Origin of the sequence: Campylobacter sp. CFSAN093229 (genome assembly GCF_011068225.1) — a bacterium.
In the GTDB taxonomy this organism is placed as follows: domain Bacteria; phylum Campylobacterota; class Campylobacteria; order Campylobacterales; family Campylobacteraceae; genus Campylobacter_D; species Campylobacter_D jejuni.
Genome location: NZ_JAAMXB010000002.1, coordinates 90,571 through 108,688, shown reverse-complemented (window position 1 = coordinate 108,688; position 18,118 = coordinate 90,571). Strand labels below are relative to the sequence as shown.

19 protein-coding genes and 1 pseudogene are annotated in these 18,118 nt (G+C 30.2%); 7 read left to right on the top strand and 13 right to left on the bottom strand.

Features of this window, described 5'->3' with window-relative positions; translation table 11 throughout:
* Genes pflB through der form a run of 5 tightly spaced genes read right to left on the bottom strand, consistent with a single transcriptional unit; the run spans window position 1 to window position 6,541 of the window.
* Window positions 1-2,463: a motility protein PflB gene (gene pflB / locus FBE93_RS00885; RefSeq protein WP_002933949.1), complete on the bottom strand. Its 2,463-nt coding sequence runs from the start codon at window positions 2,461-2,463 to the stop codon at window positions 1-3.
* A gap of 9 nt (window positions 2,464-2,472) precedes the next feature.
* A complete protein-coding gene (gene serS, locus FBE93_RS00880) occupies window positions 2,473-3,708 on the bottom strand; it encodes a serine--tRNA ligase (RefSeq protein WP_002933950.1) in 1,236 nt (411 codons plus the stop codon).
* 10 nt (window positions 3,709-3,718) lie between these two features.
* Complete coding sequence (gene trpS / locus FBE93_RS00875) at window positions 3,719-4,678, bottom strand: tryptophan--tRNA ligase (protein WP_002933952.1); 960 nt, start codon at window positions 4,676-4,678, stop codon at window positions 3,719-3,721.
* Window positions 4,675-5,172: a shikimate kinase gene (locus FBE93_RS00870; protein WP_072225852.1), complete on the bottom strand. Its 498-nt coding sequence runs from the start codon at window positions 5,170-5,172 to the stop codon at window positions 4,675-4,677. The genes trpS and FBE93_RS00870 overlap by 4 nt, the downstream gene beginning before the upstream one ends.
* On the bottom strand, window positions 5,159-6,541 hold the full coding sequence (gene der, locus FBE93_RS00865; RefSeq protein ID WP_002933956.1) for a ribosome biogenesis GTPase Der: 1,383 nt from the start codon (window positions 6,539-6,541) through the stop codon (window positions 5,159-5,161). The genes FBE93_RS00870 and der overlap by 14 nt, the downstream gene beginning before the upstream one ends.
* Before the next feature lie 101 nt (window positions 6,542-6,642).
* Between der and FBE93_RS00860 the strand changes: the two genes are divergently transcribed.
* From FBE93_RS00860 to FBE93_RS00830, 7 genes and pseudogenes are all read left to right on the top strand, one after another.
* Window positions 6,643-7,575 (top strand): EamA family transporter, encoded by a 933-nt coding sequence (locus tag FBE93_RS00860; RefSeq protein ID WP_002933958.1) that lies wholly within the window; start codon window positions 6,643-6,645, stop codon window positions 7,573-7,575.
* Window positions 7,572-8,387 (top strand): 3-deoxy-8-phosphooctulonate synthase, encoded by an 816-nt coding sequence (kdsA, locus tag FBE93_RS00855; RefSeq protein ID WP_002933960.1) that lies wholly within the window; start codon window positions 7,572-7,574, stop codon window positions 8,385-8,387. Before FBE93_RS00860 ends, kdsA begins: the two co-directional genes overlap by 4 nt.
* Window positions 8,384-8,848, top strand: coding sequence for a 6,7-dimethyl-8-ribityllumazine synthase (ribE, locus tag FBE93_RS00850; RefSeq protein ID WP_165434079.1), 465 nt, complete (start codon window positions 8,384-8,386; stop codon window positions 8,846-8,848). Before kdsA ends, ribE begins: the two co-directional genes overlap by 4 nt.
* Complete coding sequence (nusB, locus tag FBE93_RS00845) at window positions 8,848-9,246, top strand: transcription antitermination factor NusB (RefSeq protein ID WP_002854405.1); 399 nt, start codon at window positions 8,848-8,850, stop codon at window positions 9,244-9,246. The genes ribE and nusB overlap by 1 nt, the downstream gene beginning before the upstream one ends.
* Window positions 9,243-9,920: pseudogene (gene pyrF / locus FBE93_RS00840) on the top strand (orotidine-5'-phosphate decarboxylase); the annotation flags it as partial. The gene nusB and the pseudogene pyrF, both read left to right, overlap by 4 nt.
* Window positions 9,921-9,977: 57 nt before the next feature.
* Window positions 9,978-10,871: a protein-methionine-sulfoxide reductase catalytic subunit MsrP gene (gene msrP, locus FBE93_RS00835; RefSeq protein ID WP_002857634.1), complete on the top strand. Its 894-nt coding sequence runs from the start codon at window positions 9,978-9,980 to the stop codon at window positions 10,869-10,871.
* On the top strand, window positions 10,871-11,443 hold the full coding sequence (locus FBE93_RS00830) for a sulfite oxidase heme-binding subunit YedZ (protein ID WP_002857273.1): 573 nt from the start codon (window positions 10,871-10,873) through the stop codon (window positions 11,441-11,443). The genes msrP and FBE93_RS00830 overlap by 1 nt, the downstream gene beginning before the upstream one ends.
* Here FBE93_RS00830 and FBE93_RS00825 read toward each other — a convergent pair.
* From FBE93_RS00825 to rpsU, 8 genes are all read right to left on the bottom strand, one after another.
* Window positions 11,408-13,120, bottom strand: coding sequence for an ATP-binding protein (locus FBE93_RS00825; protein ID WP_002933965.1), 1,713 nt, complete (start codon window positions 13,118-13,120; stop codon window positions 11,408-11,410). The genes FBE93_RS00830 and FBE93_RS00825 overlap by 36 nt on opposite strands.
* Window positions 13,120-13,944 (bottom strand): hypothetical protein, encoded by an 825-nt coding sequence (locus tag FBE93_RS00820; protein WP_002933966.1) that lies wholly within the window; start codon window positions 13,942-13,944, stop codon window positions 13,120-13,122. The genes FBE93_RS00825 and FBE93_RS00820 overlap by 1 nt, the downstream gene beginning before the upstream one ends.
* A 10-nt stretch (window positions 13,945-13,954) precedes the next feature.
* On the bottom strand, window positions 13,955-14,431 hold the full coding sequence (locus FBE93_RS00815) for a hypothetical protein (RefSeq protein WP_002933969.1): 477 nt from the start codon (window positions 14,429-14,431) through the stop codon (window positions 13,955-13,957).
* 8 nt (window positions 14,432-14,439) lie between these two features.
* Window positions 14,440-14,931 carry a YajQ family cyclic di-GMP-binding protein gene (locus tag FBE93_RS00810; RefSeq protein WP_002933971.1) on the bottom strand — a complete coding sequence of 164 codons (492 nt, stop codon included), beginning with the start codon at window positions 14,929-14,931 and terminating at the stop codon, window positions 14,440-14,442.
* Window positions 14,921-15,856: a D-2-hydroxyacid dehydrogenase gene (locus FBE93_RS00805; RefSeq protein ID WP_002933972.1), complete on the bottom strand. Its 936-nt coding sequence runs from the start codon at window positions 15,854-15,856 to the stop codon at window positions 14,921-14,923. Before FBE93_RS00805 ends, FBE93_RS00810 begins: the two co-directional genes overlap by 11 nt.
* A 3-nt stretch (window positions 15,857-15,859) precedes the next feature.
* The gene (locus FBE93_RS00800; RefSeq protein ID WP_002933974.1) at window positions 15,860-17,029 is read right to left on the bottom strand and encodes a glutathionylspermidine synthase family protein; all 1,170 of its coding nucleotides are present in this window, start codon (window positions 17,027-17,029) and stop codon (window positions 15,860-15,862) included.
* A 9-nt stretch (window positions 17,030-17,038) separates the two neighbouring features.
* Window positions 17,039-17,644, bottom strand: coding sequence for a UPF0323 family lipoprotein (locus FBE93_RS00795; RefSeq protein WP_002933987.1), 606 nt, complete (start codon window positions 17,642-17,644; stop codon window positions 17,039-17,041).
* 121 nt (window positions 17,645-17,765) lie between these two features.
* The gene (rpsU, locus tag FBE93_RS00790; RefSeq protein WP_002780697.1) at window positions 17,766-17,978 is read right to left on the bottom strand and encodes a 30S ribosomal protein S21; all 213 of its coding nucleotides are present in this window, start codon (window positions 17,976-17,978) and stop codon (window positions 17,766-17,768) included.
* Window positions 17,979-18,118: the final 140 nt, after the last annotated feature.

The following is an 18,118-nucleotide window of genomic DNA, read 5'->3' as shown; positions in this document are numbered from 1 at the left end:
TTAGTTGTTATTAATATCAAAAGTAAAAAATTCACTCTTAAAATTATTAGGTAAAGTTTTATACTGAGATATCGCAGCTTCATAGTTCTTTACTTCCTGATACAACATACCAAGAGCTGCTTTACTTTCTTTGTTATTTTTATCTGTAAGTTTAGAAAGCTGCAAAAGCGCTATAGCTGAATTTGGATTATTTGCGCCTACGGCTGCTACGGCTGCTAAAAATAAAGTTTTAGTATCTTTAGCTCCATAATCATCAATCAAAGAATTGTAAAGCGCATAAGCCTCCTCGTATTGCTGTGCAAAAATATCCAAATAAGCTAAAGTTTGCAAAATACCCTCATCTTTTGCTCCTGAAACATTAATCAACTCTTTAAATTTCTGTCTTTCTAAATTTAAAAGCCCTGCAATATGCATTAAATTAACATAAAATTCCCTAGCGATACTTGGCCCACCAAAAACACTACGATAATCAAGTTTTAAATTTTTAAAATGAATTTGAGCATTTTGAGCATATTCTTTAATATTTAAATTTGAATTTAAAGAATTAAAATACAAAATATTTGCCAAAATATCTTCAGGCAACTCTGAACGCAATTTAGCAATTTTCACATCTACTTGATTATTAAGGTTATTATTTTTAGCAACAATAGCTTCAAAAATCAAACTCAAAGGCGTGTCTTTTTTTGTTTCATCTAAATAAGGAAGCATAGAAATATAATTATTATTAACTAAAAATAACATACTTTTTTGCATATTAGCTTTAAAATTAGAATCAGCAGCTATATTATCAAGAATTTCATTGTAAAGTTTAGTTGTATCAATATCAATTAATTTTGCACAAAACATAGCAAAAGCACCTGCTAAGTAATTTTTAGGATTAAGATGATATGAACTTGAAAAATGCTTATAAGCAAGTTCATAATTTTGCATTTGGGCATAAGTTAAAGCCAAATTATAATGTAAAATACTATGTTCTGGATAATCCTTGATAAGTTTTTGAAATTCTTGGTTAGCAAGGCGTAACTTCTGATTTAATGCATAGTTAATAATATTGGCAATTTTTACATTGGTAGATGAAAGAGCTTTGCTTATATTAAGATAAATTCCCGCATCAGTACTATCATCTACGAAATCTGCAACATTAGCTTTTTTAATATACAAAGCAGCCTGCTTACTATCAAACACTTGATAAGGTGCAAAATAAAAAAGCAAATCGAATTGATCTTTTTGTTTTTTTAACAAATCTTTTGAAAAAGAATTTTGAGCAACTGCTATATTAAAAAGATCCTTATTTAAACGAACTTGAATTTTATAAGCATCTAAAATCTTATATCTATCTTTATCATTATCATAAGAATTTTGCAAGCGCGCTAACATATCTTGATAATTTCCTGTTTTAATATCAACCAATGTTAAAGCCGCCAAACTCTGATTAAAATCTCTTTCAATTTTCATCGCTGTACTTAAAGCGACTTTAGCTTTAGCATATTCTCCTATTCTAGCGTATAAAAGACCTAAAGATAAACTAGATTCAAAATTGCCTTGAGAATTTAATTGCTGTATAGCCTTGGAATCAAAGTCCATTTTTGCATAAATTTTAGCAGACAAATACTTTGCAACATCAGAATACGGCTCCACATCTGTTCTTTGTAACATTTGTAAAGCCTCAGGGTAATATCCTTTGTAATAATTAATCAAGCTTAAATAATAATCATATAATTTTGATTTTCCTTCTTTTGGAAGATACACTTGAGCTAAATCAATATAATATCTAAATTTTTCCTTATCATTAAGCTTTAAAGCACAAACAGCAGCATTGATAGCAGCTACACTTTGATTTTCTCCATTGGCTATAGCTTTCTTGAAGCTTTCAAAAGCTTCTTGGAATTTATTCTCATTCATTTGAGAAACGCCTAAATTATAATTAGATAAAGATTCATTATATACGGCAACTTGCTCATAAACTTTTAAAGCCTGTTCAACCTCACCCTTTAAATATAAAGCATTTGCTTTTTGGATCATACCATCAATTCTTTGCATATCATTGTATTTATATGATTCATCAGGCATAACAACAGGTTGTTCTAAAGGCTTAGAAGCTATAATATCTGGTTTAATTTTTCCTTCACTAAAAGTTAAATAAAAAAGTGTAAAAACTAAAATACAAATAATCCCCAAAGATAAACCCACAAGAGACATAAACTTACGATCTTTATACCAAGGCGTAGGCTCTTGACTTTCAACTTCTTCAAAAGTTGATACATCTTCAGGCGCACTTTCTCTTGTAAATTTAAAACCACTTTCACTATTTTCTTGAGGTAATTCTTCTGGCAATGATGCAAATTCTTCATCTTCTGGAGCTTGCCCCTCTTGCCCCTTAAATCCCTCTAAACTCTCATCAAGCCTTGGTTGATTTAAGCCATCTTCGGGTTTTTCTAGTATTATATCTTCTTGCTCAGCCATTTATACTCTTTAAAAATATTTTTTCAAAGCATCAGGAATATGAATTTTTCCTTCTTTATCTTGATAATTTTCCATAATCGCTACCAAAGTTCTTCCTACTGCCAAAGATGAGCCATTAAGAGTGTGAACGAGCTCATTTTTTCCTTGTTCATTTTTATAGCGAATTTTAGCACGTCTTGCTTGAAAATCACGACAATTTGAAACCGAGCTGATCTCACGATATTTATTTTGTCCTGGAAGCCACACTTCAAGATCCACAGTTTTTGCTGCACTAAAACCCAAATCTCCAGTGCAAAGCATCAAATGTCTATGCGCTAAACCTAAAGAACTCAGCAAATCACTTGCACACTCAAGCATTTCATTAAACACGCTATCACTTTGCTCAGGTTTAGTAATACTTACAAGCTCTACTTTTTCAAACTGGTGTTGTCTTATAATACCTCTTGTATCACGCCCTGCACTGCCTGCTTCTTTTCTAAAACAAGCGCTATAACAAGTCATTTTTATCGGTAAAGTTTCACTCGCTAAAATTTCTCCACTATAAAGATTGGTTACTGGAATTTCAGAAGTTGAGATCAAATACAAATCCTCATCATCTACCTTATACATATCTTCTTTAAATTTTGGCAACTGACCTGTCCCAAACATAGTAGCACCATTTACCAAAAAAGGCACATTAACAAATTCAAATCCACGACTTCTATTAAAATCTATCATATAATTTACCAAAGCGCGGCTTAATAAAGCTCCTTCGTTTTTAAGCACACAAAAACGACTTTGTGAAATTTTTACCCCACGCACAAAATCAAGCCAATTTAAACTCTCACCTAATTCAAAATGTTCTTTTAGAGTAAAATCAAAGCTAGGTGGATTTAAAACTTTTTTAAGCTCCACATTTTCATCTTCGTCTTCACCCACAGGCACACATTCATCAGGGATATTTGGGATGGCATGAGCGATTTCTTCAAGCTCATTTTCTAAAGCATTTACTTTAGCGCTTTGCTCATTAATTTTACTTTTATTTTCGCTTAATTTTGCTTTTAAACTTTCTTTATCTTCGGCTGTAGCAAGTTCTTTACTGAATTTATTTTGAAAAGCTTGAAATTCTTCTAAAGCTGTTTTTTCTTTTTTTAAACTTGCAAAAAGTTCAGCAAGTTTTTTTAAGATATTTTCATCAACTTTTTTATTTTTTAACTTTTTAGCCACTTCATCAAAATTATTTTGCAAATTTTTTAAATCTAGCATTTTCTACTCCTTAAAGTCCGATTTTTTCATAAATTTTTTGCATTTTTTCTTGGGCGATTTTTCTTGCTTTTGTCGCACCAAAATCCAAAATTTCTTTCAAATGCGAAGGCTTTTCTAAAAGCTCATTATATTTTTCTCTTGCTTCTTTAAAATAAGCATTTACAAGCTCGTTTAAATACATTTTAAAATGTCCATAACCCTCACCACCTTTTTCATAGCGTATTTGTAATTCTTTTTGCCCTGATTCATCTAAAAAAAGCTTTGCGATTTTAAAAATATTGCAGTTTTCATGATCTTTTGGATCTTCTAAAGCGGTGCTATCTGTAACTATGGAAGAAATTTGTTTTTTTAAGGTTTTTTCACTGCTAAAAATATCTATAGTATTTTGATAAGATTTACTCATTTTTGTCCCATCGGTGCCTACAACTACAGCTACTTCTTCATTAACTTTAGCCTCTGGAAGGGTAAAAATTTCACCCCATTCATTATTAACTTTTAAAGCAATATCACGTGCGATTTCAACATGTTGGATTTGATCTTTTCCCACAGGAACAATTTGTGTATCAAAAAGTAAAATATCAGCTGTCATTAAAACAGGATAAGAAAAAAGCCCATGTGAAGCACTAAGCCCCTTAGCAACTTTATCCTTGTAACTATGCGCACGCTCTAATAAACCCATAGGAGTAAATTGCGATAAAATCCAATAAAGCTCCATAACTTCCTTAACATCACTTTGCAACCAAAAAACGCTCTTTTGCGGATCTATACCAAGGCTTAAAAAAGCCGCAGCAGCTTTTAAGGAATTTTGTTTAAGTTTTTCTCCATCTTGAGAAGAAGTCATGGCATGATAATTAGCAATAAACATAAACATTTGGCTTTTTTCTTGTGCATCTACCATTTGCTTAATCGCACCAAAATAATTACCTATATGCAAATCACCACTTGGCTGAAGGCCTGTTAATACTCTCATTTTATCACCTTTTTAATCTCGCTTAAAAGCTTGTCTATATTTTTATTTTCTATATTTAAAACAAAATTTGCCTTTTGTTCATACTTGCTTAAACGCTCATTATATAATTTTTTTGCTTTAATTTCATCATAAAACAAAGGTCTTTTAGAAATTTCATTTTCATCTAAACGCTTTTTTAAATATTCAAAATCTGCTTTTAAATAAATACAAAAACCTACTTTTTCTAAATTTGAAACATTAACAAAACCCCCGCCTGTAGCAATACAAGTTTTCTCACAAGAACTAAAAAAATCAGCCATTTTTTGCTCTTGTTCTCTAAAAAAAATCTCGCCTTTTTGTGCGAAAATTTCACTGATTTTTTGATTAAATTTTTGTTCTATTAAAAAATCACTATCTAAAAAAACAAGATCTAAATCCTTAGCCAAAGCTCTTGCTAAAGTACTTTTTCCAGAACCCATAAATCCTATAAAAACAATATTTTTAGCTTTCATCATTTTCTTTACTGCCCTTTTTACGCGAAGCAATCACTAAAGGCACACCTTCAAAATTAAATTCTTTTCTGATTTGATTTTGCAAATAACGCTTGTAACTAAAATGCAAAGCCTTAGGACGATTCATGATAAGCGCAATTTTTGGCGGTGCTAAGTCATATTGTACTGTATAATAAATTTTAACCAATTTCCCATAATCATGCGGCAAAGGATGTGCTCTTGTGGCATTTTCTATCAACGTATTAAGCTTAGAAGTTTGGATTTTTTGAGTGAAATTTTCAAAAATTTGCAAAATTTTATCGAGTAAAACATGCACCCTTTTTCCACTTAAAGCTGATACACTAATCACGGGTGCGTAAGCTAGAAATTTAAAACGATCAAGACGCAATTCTTTTACAGTCTTATCAAAATCCATCTCACTTTTATCCCATTTATTTAAAACAATAATCACACCCAAATAATGCTTAGCCACAAGCCCAGCAATGCGTTCATCAAGCTCGTTAAAGCCCTCATGCGCATCTAAAACCAAAAGTGCTATTTGAGAATGAGATAAAATTTTTTCCGTGCGATTTAGGGCAAAGCGTTCGAGTCCTTGAATTTTACCCCTTTTTCTAATACCTGCAGTATCAACAAATTCTATCACTTTATCTTTATGAACTACACTTTCATTAACAGGATCTATAGTAGTTCCTGCGATAGAACTTACAACACTGCGTTCTTGTTTAACCAAAGCATTTAAAAGACTTGATTTTCCAACATTTACACGCCCTACAATACCCACTCTGATATGATTTTGATCGACTTCTTTAAATTGAAATTCTTTTCCTTCTTCATAATGCTCTAAAAAATCTTCTAAATTTTCTTCTTCATCGGGGATTAAAAACTCTTCATGTAAAAATTTTTCAAGCCATTCATAAAGTTCATCTAAGCCTACATTATGGGTTACTGAAAGATTAAAGATTTCCTTTACGCCAAAATTTGCAAACTCCCAAACCCTTTCTTCATCTTTTTTATTATCTACTTTATTAATCACTAAGGCTATAGGTTTTCCAAGTTTTTTTAAAGAATAAAAAAACTGTCTATCCTCATCATCAGGCGCTAATTTTCCATCAACTAGATAAAGTATGATATCGCTTTCTTTGGCTACTTTTAAAGTGTTTTTTTTCACATTTTTAAAAAGTTCATCACTTTCATCAAGCCCTCCACTATCAATAAGCATGGCTTTTTTTGAATGAATATGAATTTGCGTTTTATTTGTATCTCTAGTTGTACCTGAAATATCACTTGTAATAGCTATTCTTTGTCTTGCCATTCTATTAAAAAGACTTGATTTACCAACATTTGGCTTGCCTATAAGTATGATGCTTTGCATTTTTTTCCTAGAAAATTATATTTTTAAAATTATATAAAATTTGGCTTAATATTAAGCAAAAAAAGACTAGAATTAACCCAGATTTTAGTCAAGGAAAAAAAATGCTAAAAGTAATCAAGCATAATTTAGGAATTTATTTCATGATTTTAGCATGTTTGGATTTTGCACTTATGGGAGCTTGTGCAAAAATTCTTAGCAAGGAAATGAGTTCTATAGAAATTATGTTTTTTAGAAATATCATAGGAATTTTTTTCATAGTCTATCTTTTAAAACGATCTAAGGCACATAAAGAAGGGGGACATTTTTGGCTCTTGGTATTTCGTGGAGTAGTAGGCACGCTTTCACTATATATGTTTTTCTATAATGTTTCAAATATTACACTAGGTGGAGCTTTTGCTTTTCAAAAAACTGCTCCTATTTTTATTACTTTAATAGCTTTTGTTGTTTTTAAAGAAAATATTGGCATCAAAGGCTGGATAGGAATTTTAATAGCATTTGGTGGAGTGCTTTTAATCGCTCAGCCTTGGGCTCATAATTTAAATCATTCAGGCTTTGATTTAAAAAATTCAGTTATAGGTATCACGAGTGGATTTTTAGCTGCTTTAGCTCTTACAAGTGTAAGAGAACTTAGAAAATCTTACACTACAGAACAAATTGCCTTTTCTTTTATCCTTTTAGGAACCTTAATGCCTTTAATTTCTATGATCAGTGCTGAATTTTTTGAACCACAGCATCTTGATTCGTTACATTTAGATTTCATTCTAGCACCTTTTGCGATGCCAAGTCTTACAGCTTGGCTTATCATTGCCATTATGGGAACTTTAGGCACCATTTATCAAATTCATGTCACTAAAGCTTATGGTATCGCTAAACAAGCAGGAATAGTTGCTGGAGTTAGTTATCTTGATGTAGTATTTAGTATGATAGTTGGGATAATTTTAGGAGATAATTTACCAAGTACTATGGTTTTTTTAGGTATAATAGGCATTATTTTTGGTGGATTAATTTTAGTTAAGAACAAAGGAAAAAAATGAAAAAAATGATACTCATTGCTGGTCCTTGCGTGATAGAAAGCAAAGATTTGATTTTTAAAGTTGCTGAACAGTTAAAAAACTTTAATGAAAATCCAAATATAGAATTTTATTTCAAATCAAGTTTTGATAAGGCCAATCGCACAAGTATTAATTCTTTTCGAGGTCCTGGTCTTGAAGAAGGATTAAAAATTTTACAAAGCGTAAAAGATGAATTTGGTATGAAAATCTTAACCGATATACACGAAAGCAATCAAGCAAACCCTGTAAGTGAAGTAGCTGATGTCTTGCAAATTCCTGCTTTTTTATGTCGTCAAACCGATTTACTTGTAGCCGCAGCAAAAACTAAGGCAAAAGTTAATATCAAAAAAGGACAATTTTTAAACCCAAGCGATATCAAATACAGCGTTAAAAAAGTTCTACAAACCCGTGGCATAGAAGATGAAGGCTATGAAGCTGCTCAAAAAAATGGTGTTTTTGTAGCTGAAAGAGGATCTAGCTTTGGCTATGGAAATCTAGTAGTAGATATGCGTTCTTTAGTTATTATGCGTGAATTTGCTCCAGTTATTTTTGATGCTACCCATAGTGTACAAATGCCAGGGGCTGCAGGTGGAAGTAGCGGAGGGAAAAGCGAATTTGTAGAACCTTTAGCAAGAGCGGCAGCAGCCGTAGGCATAGATGGCTTTTTCTTTGAAACACATATTAATCCTTGCGAGGCTTTATGCGATGGACCTAATATGCTTAATCTTACACGCCTTAAAAATTGCGTTAATACATTACTAGAAATACAAAATATCATAAAGGAAAACAAATGAACATTGTTGAAGGAAAATTATATTTAGACTCAAATACAAAAATTGCTATCATTAATGCAAGATTTAATCATATCATCACAGATCGCCTTGTAGAAGGAGCAAAAGATGCTTTTTTAAGACACGGAGGCAAAGAGGAAAATCTAAGCCTTATACTTGTTCCTGGTGCTTTTGAACTTCCGTATGCGTTAAAAAAAGCTATAGAAAGCAAAAAATTTGATGCAATTTGTTGCGTAGGCGCAGTAATTCGTGGCTCAACTCCGCATTTTGACTATGTTTCAGCAGAAACCACCAAAGGCATAGCCAATGTGAGTTTAAATCATAATATCCCTGTAAGCTTTGGTGTTTTAACTACAGATACAATAGAACAAGCCATAGAAAGAGCTGGAAGCAAAGCAGGCAATAAAGGCTTTGAAGCTATGACAACTGTAATCGAGATGTTAAATTTAAGCAAGGAGCTTTAATGGCAACGCGTCATCAAGTTCGCCAAAGCGTCATCTCCTTGCTTTATGCTTTTGAATTAAATTCTCAAAACAACGTTTTTGTAGATGAAATTTTAGATGAAAAAAAAATACGCAATGAACAAAAAAATTTTACTTTAAATTTATATCATGGAATTTTAGACAATTTAAACAATATTGATGAAACCTTAAATTCATTTCTAAATGATAATCAAATTACAGCTTTAGGACATGTAGAAAGAGCTATACTAAGACTTGGAGCTTATGAGTTACTTTTTACCGATACTCCTAGCGCCATTGTTATCAATGAGGCTATAGAACTTGCCAAAGAACTTGCTAATGATAATTCTCCAAAATTTATAAATGGAGTTTTAGATGCCTTGATAAAGGCTAAAAAATGAAGCTTTGTGTCGCACTTGATCTTTCTACAAAAGAAGAATGCTTGCAACTTGCTAAAGAATTAAAAAATTTAGACATATGGTTAAAAGTAGGTTTAAGAGCATATTTAAGAGATGGTTTTAAATTCATAGAAGAACTTAAAAAAGTTGATGATTTTAAAATATTTCTTGATCTTAAAATTCATGATATTCCCAACACTATGGCAGATGCTTGCGAAGAAATATCAAAACTTGGTGTTGATATGATCAATATCCACGCAAGTGCTGGAAAAATAGCTATGCAAGAAGTTATGACACGGCTTAGCAAATTTTCAAAAAGACCTTTAGTTTTAGCAGTTTCTGCTCTTACGAGTTTTGATGAAGAAAATTTCTTTAGTATTTATAGACAAAAAATCGAAGAAGCTGTAATTAATTTTTCAAAAATATCCTATGAAAATGGACTTGATGGTATGGTATGCTCTGTTTTTGAAAGTAAAATCATCAAAGAACACACTCAAAGAAATTTCCTAACTCTCACTCCAGGAATTCGTCCATTTGGAGAGAAAAATGATGATCAAAAACGCGTCGCTAATTTAACAATGGCTAGAGAAAATTTAAGCGATTTTATAGTAGTTGGACGCCCTATTTATAAAGATAATAACCCTAGAAAAATTTGCGAAAAAATTCTACAAGAAATTTAATAATCATTATCCTTGTTATGTTTTAATAATAAAAATTTTTAACAAGGAAAAATTATGATTATAACCCCTGAGAATTTATATAAAAAAAGAAGAGATTTTTTAAAACTTGGAGCAGGTGCTTTAATAAGTTCAAGCGTGCTTGCTTCTAAATTATCTGCTTTAAATTTCACAAGCGATACTAATCCAAACAAACTTGAAATCAGCGATGAAGAACTGGCTACAAATTATGTCAATTTTTATGAATTTTCAACAGATAAAAAAAAGGCTGTATCATTGGCACAAAATTTCAATACTCAAAATTGGAAAATCGATATCAGTGGAGAAATAGAAAAACCTTTAACTTTAAGCATGGAAGATATTTTAAAATTCCCACTAGAAGAAAGAATTTATCGTTTTCGCTGTGTTGAAACTTGGTCTATGGTGGTACCTTGGGTAGGCTTTGAATTGCGTCGTTTGATTGAAATGGCAAAACCTACAAGCGAGGCAAAATTTGTTAAATTCACCACTCTTTTAGATAAGAGTCAATTTCCCGATCAAGACGCTTTATTTCCAACTATAGACTATCCTTATGTAGAAGGACTTCGCATGGATGAAGCTATGCATCCTCTTACCTTGCTTGCAGTAGGAATGTATAAAAAAGCCTTAAAGCCTCAAAATGGCGCTCCAATACGCCTTGTTGTTCCTTGGAAATATGGCTTTAAAAGTATTAAATCCATAGTTAAAATAGAATTTACCAAAGAACAGCCTAAATCCACTTGGGAAAGTTACGCTCCAAGTGAATATGGTTTTTATGCTAATGTCAATCCTAATGTTTCTCATCCTAGATGGTCTCAAGCAAACGAAAGGGCTTTAGGAGACTTCTTTACCAAGCCTACTTTAATGTTTAATGGTTATGAAAAAGAAGTGGCAAGTTTATATAAAAACATGGACTTGAAAGTGAATTTTTAATGCAGACAAAATACTTTAAATTTCTTGCTTATTTTAGCTTTATCATAAGTTTAATCTATGGCTTTTATCATATCATAAAAGCCTTTGATTTTGTAAAAGAAGCCTACATTTACACTGGAATATTTGCTTTAATCTTTTTAAATTTAAGTCTTTTATTTTCTTTACTTAAATTTAAAAAAACAAAAAATTATCCTAAAATTTTAGGTATTTTTGCAGCTTTTTGGGCGATTTTGCATTTTTTAAATTATTTTATTTTTGATAGAAATGCTCAAATTTTAAGGCTTTTCGATGATATTTCACATCGTTTATTAGAAGCAAGTGGATTTATCGCATTTTTAATCATATTTTTAATGCTTTTAAGTTCTTTTAAAATCTTTAAAAAACTTAGTAAAATCAGAAAACTAGGATATTTATGCTTAGTTTTGGCAAGTTATCATTATTTTTTAACTCCAAAAATTCCTATGTTTTGGGAATGGAGTGCTTTAATTATAGCTTTGTTTTATTTTATAGTTCGCTATACAAAAACATTAAAAAAGTTAAAATCCAACAATCTTACTTTTATCAAAACTTGAATTTAATTCTTTTTGTATGCTTTCTATAAAATCTTGCATTTTAAAAACCCCATCTTTTGATACAGCTACTTTCAAAGCTGTATTCTTCACCACCATTAAAATTTGTGCTCCACTTAATTCATAATTTGATAAAATATTTATATCAAAATCTTTTTCAAATAATGCTTTTTTAGGTAGAAATTTTTCCCAAATTTTAAGCCTATCTTTAAAATCAGGTTTTTTAAATTCTATCTTATAATCAAATCTTCTTGAAAATGCACTATCTAAGCTTTCTAAAAAATTTGTCGTAGCGATAATCACACCACTAAAACGCTCAATTTGTTCTAAGAATATATTTTGCATTTGATTATGCATTTTATCGCTACCACTACTTCCATCTACACGCGTACTTAAAAACTGATCGGCTTCATTGAGAAGTAAAATAGGACTTTGTTTACAAGTTTGCACGATATTTTTATAAGTATCAAAAATTTTTCTTACATTTTGCTCACTCTCTCCAACCCATTTGCTCAAAATTTTAGAACAGTCAAAACTAAGAACAGATTTTTTCATTGATTTAGCCATAGCTAAAGCTGACATAGTTTTTCCAGTACCAGCAGGACCATAAAAAATAATTTTAGCTTCTATATTTTTATTACTCTTTATACCCCAAGAATGAAGTCTTTCTAGGACTTTTTTATCTTGTTGTTTTAAAATATTTTCTAAAAGCTCTTTTGTATTTTCAGGCATAATAATATCATTAATGTCAGTGCTTGGTTCTATAAGTTCGAAAATATCTTGATCTTTTAAAACACTTTCAATTTTGATTTTTTTACTTTGTTTTGGTTCAAAATTTATAATTCTTTGTAAAATTTCATCGATAATAAAAAAACTTTTAGAAATATCTCCAAAAGCATTTAAATATTCATCATACTCGATTAAGTTTAAAAGAGGAGCATTTTCTTGTAATAGTTTTTTGTTTTTATGCCTTTCTAAATCATTTTCACTGATTAAAGAAAGTAAAGAATTCATTTCTCTAGAAATCGAACTTTCATTACTTAAGGCGTATTCTTCTTTTAAAAGTGCTAGAAAAATAATTTGTTCTTTATGTTCAAGATTGTATTCTTTAAAAATATCAGCCAATACATTATAAAATTTACTTTTTTTTAGTCTTTCTTTGATATGTTTTTCATAAAGTTTAATTTGATTTTTTATTTCACTATTATAAGCACTTTTTTGTATAAAACTTAATCTTTCGTATAATTGAATACGCGCAAATTCATCTTTTAAATATTCTAAATAATCTGCATAAGCCTCTTGTTTCTCAAAATTTAAACGAGGTTTTGCTTCTAAAAATTCTAAAAAATATTCACTTAGATTAAGCTCACTTTGCAATAAGGCAAGAGTTAATGTTTGAGTTTTATTATTTTCTAAACTTTTAAAAAAACTCGAATTTTGATTTACAAAACCTCTTTCGATAAGTTTTTTTAAATCCTCCAAAGCATCAAGATAAAGATACTTATCATTTCCAAAAATTGTCGATAATAAAGTAAAGGCATTGATAGAAGAAATAGAAACGACATAATTTCTACAAAGTTCTCTAAGAATCAAAGCCTCATTTTTAGCACACTTAAGCTCTTTATAAATTTGAGTATCTTCTATATTTTTCAAACTTAAAAAATTTTTTAATTTTTCCATTATTTTTTAAATTCCTTAAGCTCATCTTCGTTAAATTCTACGCAAATATTTTCATCTAAAAAATGACCTTCAAAAGGTAGATAACAAATTTTTAGTTTTCCATTATTAAGCAAAAAATTATTATTAAATTGTAAATTTTGCAGATCTTCAAAACACTCATCACATGTATTTTTAAGCTTCTCATGTAAAAGATTTTGAAATTTTTGATTTTCAGTATTATACAAATCATTTAGTTTTACAAATGCGTGAGCATTAATATCATAAACAAAATTATTTAACTCTAAAATAGCACGACTCATACCATCTTCATAAAAATAATACCATTCTTCAAAACTAATTTTTCCATCTTGTAAAAAAATAGGTTTTTGGCGAATTTGTTCAAAACTAAATACACCCTTATGAACAGGATGAAATTCTTTAAAATCATCATTAAAACCTATAAAATCAAGACTACGCTTTATACGAATGCCATCTTGCGTTTCAACAAGTTCTAAAGTAGTTGTTCCTAAATTTTCTCCTTGAAAATTTTTATTATCATATGTAAGCATTTTAGAAGAATTGATTTTATATTTTTTACGCTCATCCTGCCAAAAATCATTTGTCTTAACGAGCGGAATCTCTAAATTTCCATTTATATCATCAATAATTAAAAAACTAGAACTTGTTTGATTTTTATCCCTGTCAAAAAGTGGAGTCATAGGTGCATTATCATAAACTATGGCAAAAATTTCTTTATCCTGTAAATGATAAAAATACAATTCACCTTTATAAACTTGTGCTAAAGCTAGATTGACAAAGCAAAATACCAGTAAAAAAAATTTCAAACTCTATCCTTCAATTTTGAATATGCGTTAAGATAATTTTAGTATGTGAAATTTTATCAAAAAAACTTACTTTATTATCACAAACTTGATAAAAAATTTCATAATTTTTTGCTTTTAAATTTTGTTCAAAACCACAATCAGTTTTTTCTAAATTTCTACCCTGCCATAAAGCATTTGCCTTTAAAACATCACTTAAAATATCATCATAATATACATTTTTAAAAAATTTTTGATTAAACACTTTTTTATCATAACACACTGCATTGATGCAAATTTTATCCTTGATTTTGAGTTCAAAAAAAGCTTGCCCTAGTTTATAAACTTCTAAATTTAAAGCATTATTTTCTTTTTTTAAAAAAGCTGCATCATTGATTTTTATCATAGGAGAAGCAATCAAAACCATCAAGCTTTGACTTGAAAAATTTTGATTTTTCACACTACAAGCACAAAGAAAAAAAACAAAACATAGAGCTAAACAATGTTTCAAATTTAACCTTATTTGAGATTTTTAAAACTGACATTTAACTCTAAATCAAGCTCTTTTACAAGCTTCATCACAGCTTGTAAATCATCGATTTGTTTTGCTACAACACGAATTTCTTCACCACGAATCGAAGAGTTAACTTTAAGCTTGCTATCTTTAATAGCTTTATTGATTTTTTTAGCATTTTCACTATCAATAGCATCGTTTGCTTTCAAATTTAAACGAAACATTGCTCCACTTTCACGAGAAAGCTCTTTAATAGCATTAGGATTAATTCCTCTTTTGATAAGTTTAGAAATCACTATATCTTTTAGAACATCAAGTTTTCCTTCACTAGAAGAACTGAGTTTAAAAATACTCTCTTTTTCGCTTAAATCAATCTCACACTTAATTCCTTTTAAGTCATAACGACTATCAAGTTCTTTTTTAGCTTGTTCAAAAGCATTTTTTAACTCTTGCTTATCTAAAGCTGCTGAAATATCAAAACTATGTTCACTTGCCATTTTCTATCCATTCTTTTAAATTATTATAAACTATATCCATTAAAGCATTTAAAGCTTCCTTACTCGCCCATGCAACATGAGGGGTGATAATAAGATTTTCTTTATTTTTAATGCTTAAAAGCGGATGATTTTTCATCATAGGTTCAATTTCTAAAACATCGAGCCCTACACGAATATTTTTTTCATCTATGATTTTAGCTAAATCATTTTCATTGACAATCCCACCTCTTCCTACATTAATCAAAATCGCATTATCTTTTAAAATCTTTAATTCTTCAAAGGTGAGTAAATTTTTAGTTTTTTCATTTAAAGGTGCATGGATACTTATAATATCACAAGTTTTTAATAAATCTTTTAATTCTAAATGTATAAAATCTGCGTTTTTATTAGCTCCACTCGTAGAACAATAATAAATTTCAGCTCCAAAAGCCTTTGAAATTTTTGCCACTTCTTTACCTATAGTTCCTAAGCCTATAATACCATGTTTTTTACCGCTTAAGGTATTTAAAATTCTGCTATAATCTGTAAAAATAGGACTTTCACACCATTTACCCTCTTTACTCCATTTGTCATAATAAAGCACTTGATTTAAAAAAGCAAACATAAACGCAAAAGTATGTTGCACAACGCTCATAGTAGAATACCCAGCAGCATTTTTTACAATAATACCTTTTTCTTTAGCATACTCAATATCGATATTATTAACCCCTGTAGCAGTTTCTAAAATGAGTTTTAAATTTTTACAAGCATCAATCACATCTTTATCAATTACAACCTTGTTTGTCATGGCGACATTAGCATCTTTTAAACGCTCTATGGTTTGCTCTTTATTTGTTGTAGTATAAATTTGTAAAGAACCAAATTTTTCAAAAACACTTAAATCATAATCCCCTAAAGTTGCCGCATCTAAACAAACAATTTTCATTTTTCAATCCTTTATAATATGTCCTACAAATTTAGAATAATTATCAAGCACAAGACCGCCTTTTCTAAATCCTAAACCACACCCTTCATAGGCAAAGAAAACACCTGCTTGATAGTATTCGTTTTCACATGAATTAAATTCTACATATTCTTGATAAATAGCCTTATTATTCCCATAAGGACCTACATTTTCATGCAAAGTTTTTCCATCTTTAATTATACTGATATTTGCGCCTTCTCTACCAAAAACAGGTTTTTTAACATAGCTTTTACCCTCTAAAGGAGTATCTTTTGTTTCTAAAAGTAATGGATGATTTGGATAAAGTTCCCATAAAATTTTTAAAATTCCCTTAGATTGAAATAAAAGCGTATAAGCAGGATTTAAAATAATCGCTCTTTGATTACGCATGATTTGAGTTAAAAGCATGGCAAGTTCACCCTCTTCTATAGCTATATCTTCCCAAGGAATAAGCTTAAACCAATACTCATAATTTTCACCCTCTTTAAAAATTCCTTCTTCACTAAATTCTACCTCATCTACAAAGGAAAAATTAGTTTGAAAACCTGCTTCATTGGCTATATGAGAAAGTAATTTTGTAGTGATTTCTTCTTCTTTGCTTCCTGCAACACTTGAAAAAAGAATTTTCCATCCTTGATAATGCTCTTCAAACCCTTCAACACTTTCATCAAGGGTAATAAGTCTTTTAAAATTATCCATCAAACTTTCATAAATGCTGTTAAATTGTGCGCTTTCATCCATTCCATTTTGTTTTAAAAGTGCCCATTGTAAAATCGCACTTTCAAAAAGAGCAGTAGGGGTATCAGCATTAAATTCTATAAGTTTTATAGGCTTACCATCAAGTCCACCCGCTAAATCAAAACGCCCATATAAATGCCAATGAACCTCATTTTCCCAACTCATCTTAATCACATCAATAAGATTAAAAGGAATTCCAAGCTCATTAAAACGATCATTATCAATCACTTCTTGCGCTGCAGCAATAAACATATCATAAAGCTCATTTACCGCTTCATAATAAGCATTAGCTTCACTTTCCTTAACACAAACTAACTTATTGCTAATATAATCACTTCCATCTTCATCTGTATGCCAAGAAAAACCTATATTTTCTAAATAATCTTTTTGAAGTTTGTCTACTTGTAGTAATTGCATTAATTATCCTTAAGAGCCAAAAGAAGAACTAGAACTTGTGGCTTTAGAGCCTCCACCAAAAAAACCTGATTTTTTAGCACTTGAAGTAGAGCTTGTTGTGCCTGCTTTATTAAAACTATTAACACTCCTTTGATAAGCACTTTGATTTGAAAAAGCACCGCGTTGTTGATTAGCAAAATTTTGATTATTGAAAAGTTTTGAACCTATCCAACTTCCCAAAATAGCACCTGCAGCACTTGCGAGTAAAGTTTCTCCTAAACTCAATCCCCCACTACTGATTTGCCCATTGTCTTTAGTTAAATTTGAAGTTCCATTGTCAATTTTAGCTGCTTCTTCTTTAATCAAAGCATCCATTTCTTCTTTGGATAAAATTCTTTCTGTACCATTAAGATCTTTTAAAACTACCCTTGTTTCATCACTTGGATATTGATCTTTGATTTTATACTGCCCTGGAGCTGTTTCTTCGATAATTACAAAAGCTCCTTGAGCATTAGCTGCTTGATTTAAAGTATCTGCATTGTCATTATTACTTCCACAACCTGCTAAAGCACCCCCAGCAACAGCTGCTAAACCACCTATCATACCAATTTGAATGATTTTTTTGATTTTTTTCATAGAGTTTATCCTAAAAACAGAAAATTTAAATTAGAAATTTTAACAAAAAATAATAAATACTTTTTAATTTAATACCAAATGAAGTTCGTAGATATAAAAAAAGCCCTTTCGGGCTTTTGGGTTAGAGTCTTGACTCGTAGCGTCTAAGCATATAAAGTCTTTTAAGCATTTTTTTGCGTGCTGAAATTTTTTGTTTTTTGCGAATTTCAGTCATAGGCTCGAAAAATCTTCTTGCTCTTACTTCAGTTACAACTAGATTTCTATCTACTTGTTTTTTGAATTTACGATACGCTTCATCAAAAGACTCGTTAGGATGCACCTTGATTCCTGGCACAGTCCTCACCACCTTTCTGTGTAAATTTTTGTTGTGAAATATAATTATAAAACACTTCTTATTAATTCTAACTTAGAAAGCATTTAAAAATTGTTTTAGTTTTTATCGGTTATAATCCTTAATTACAAAGTGCTAAAAAA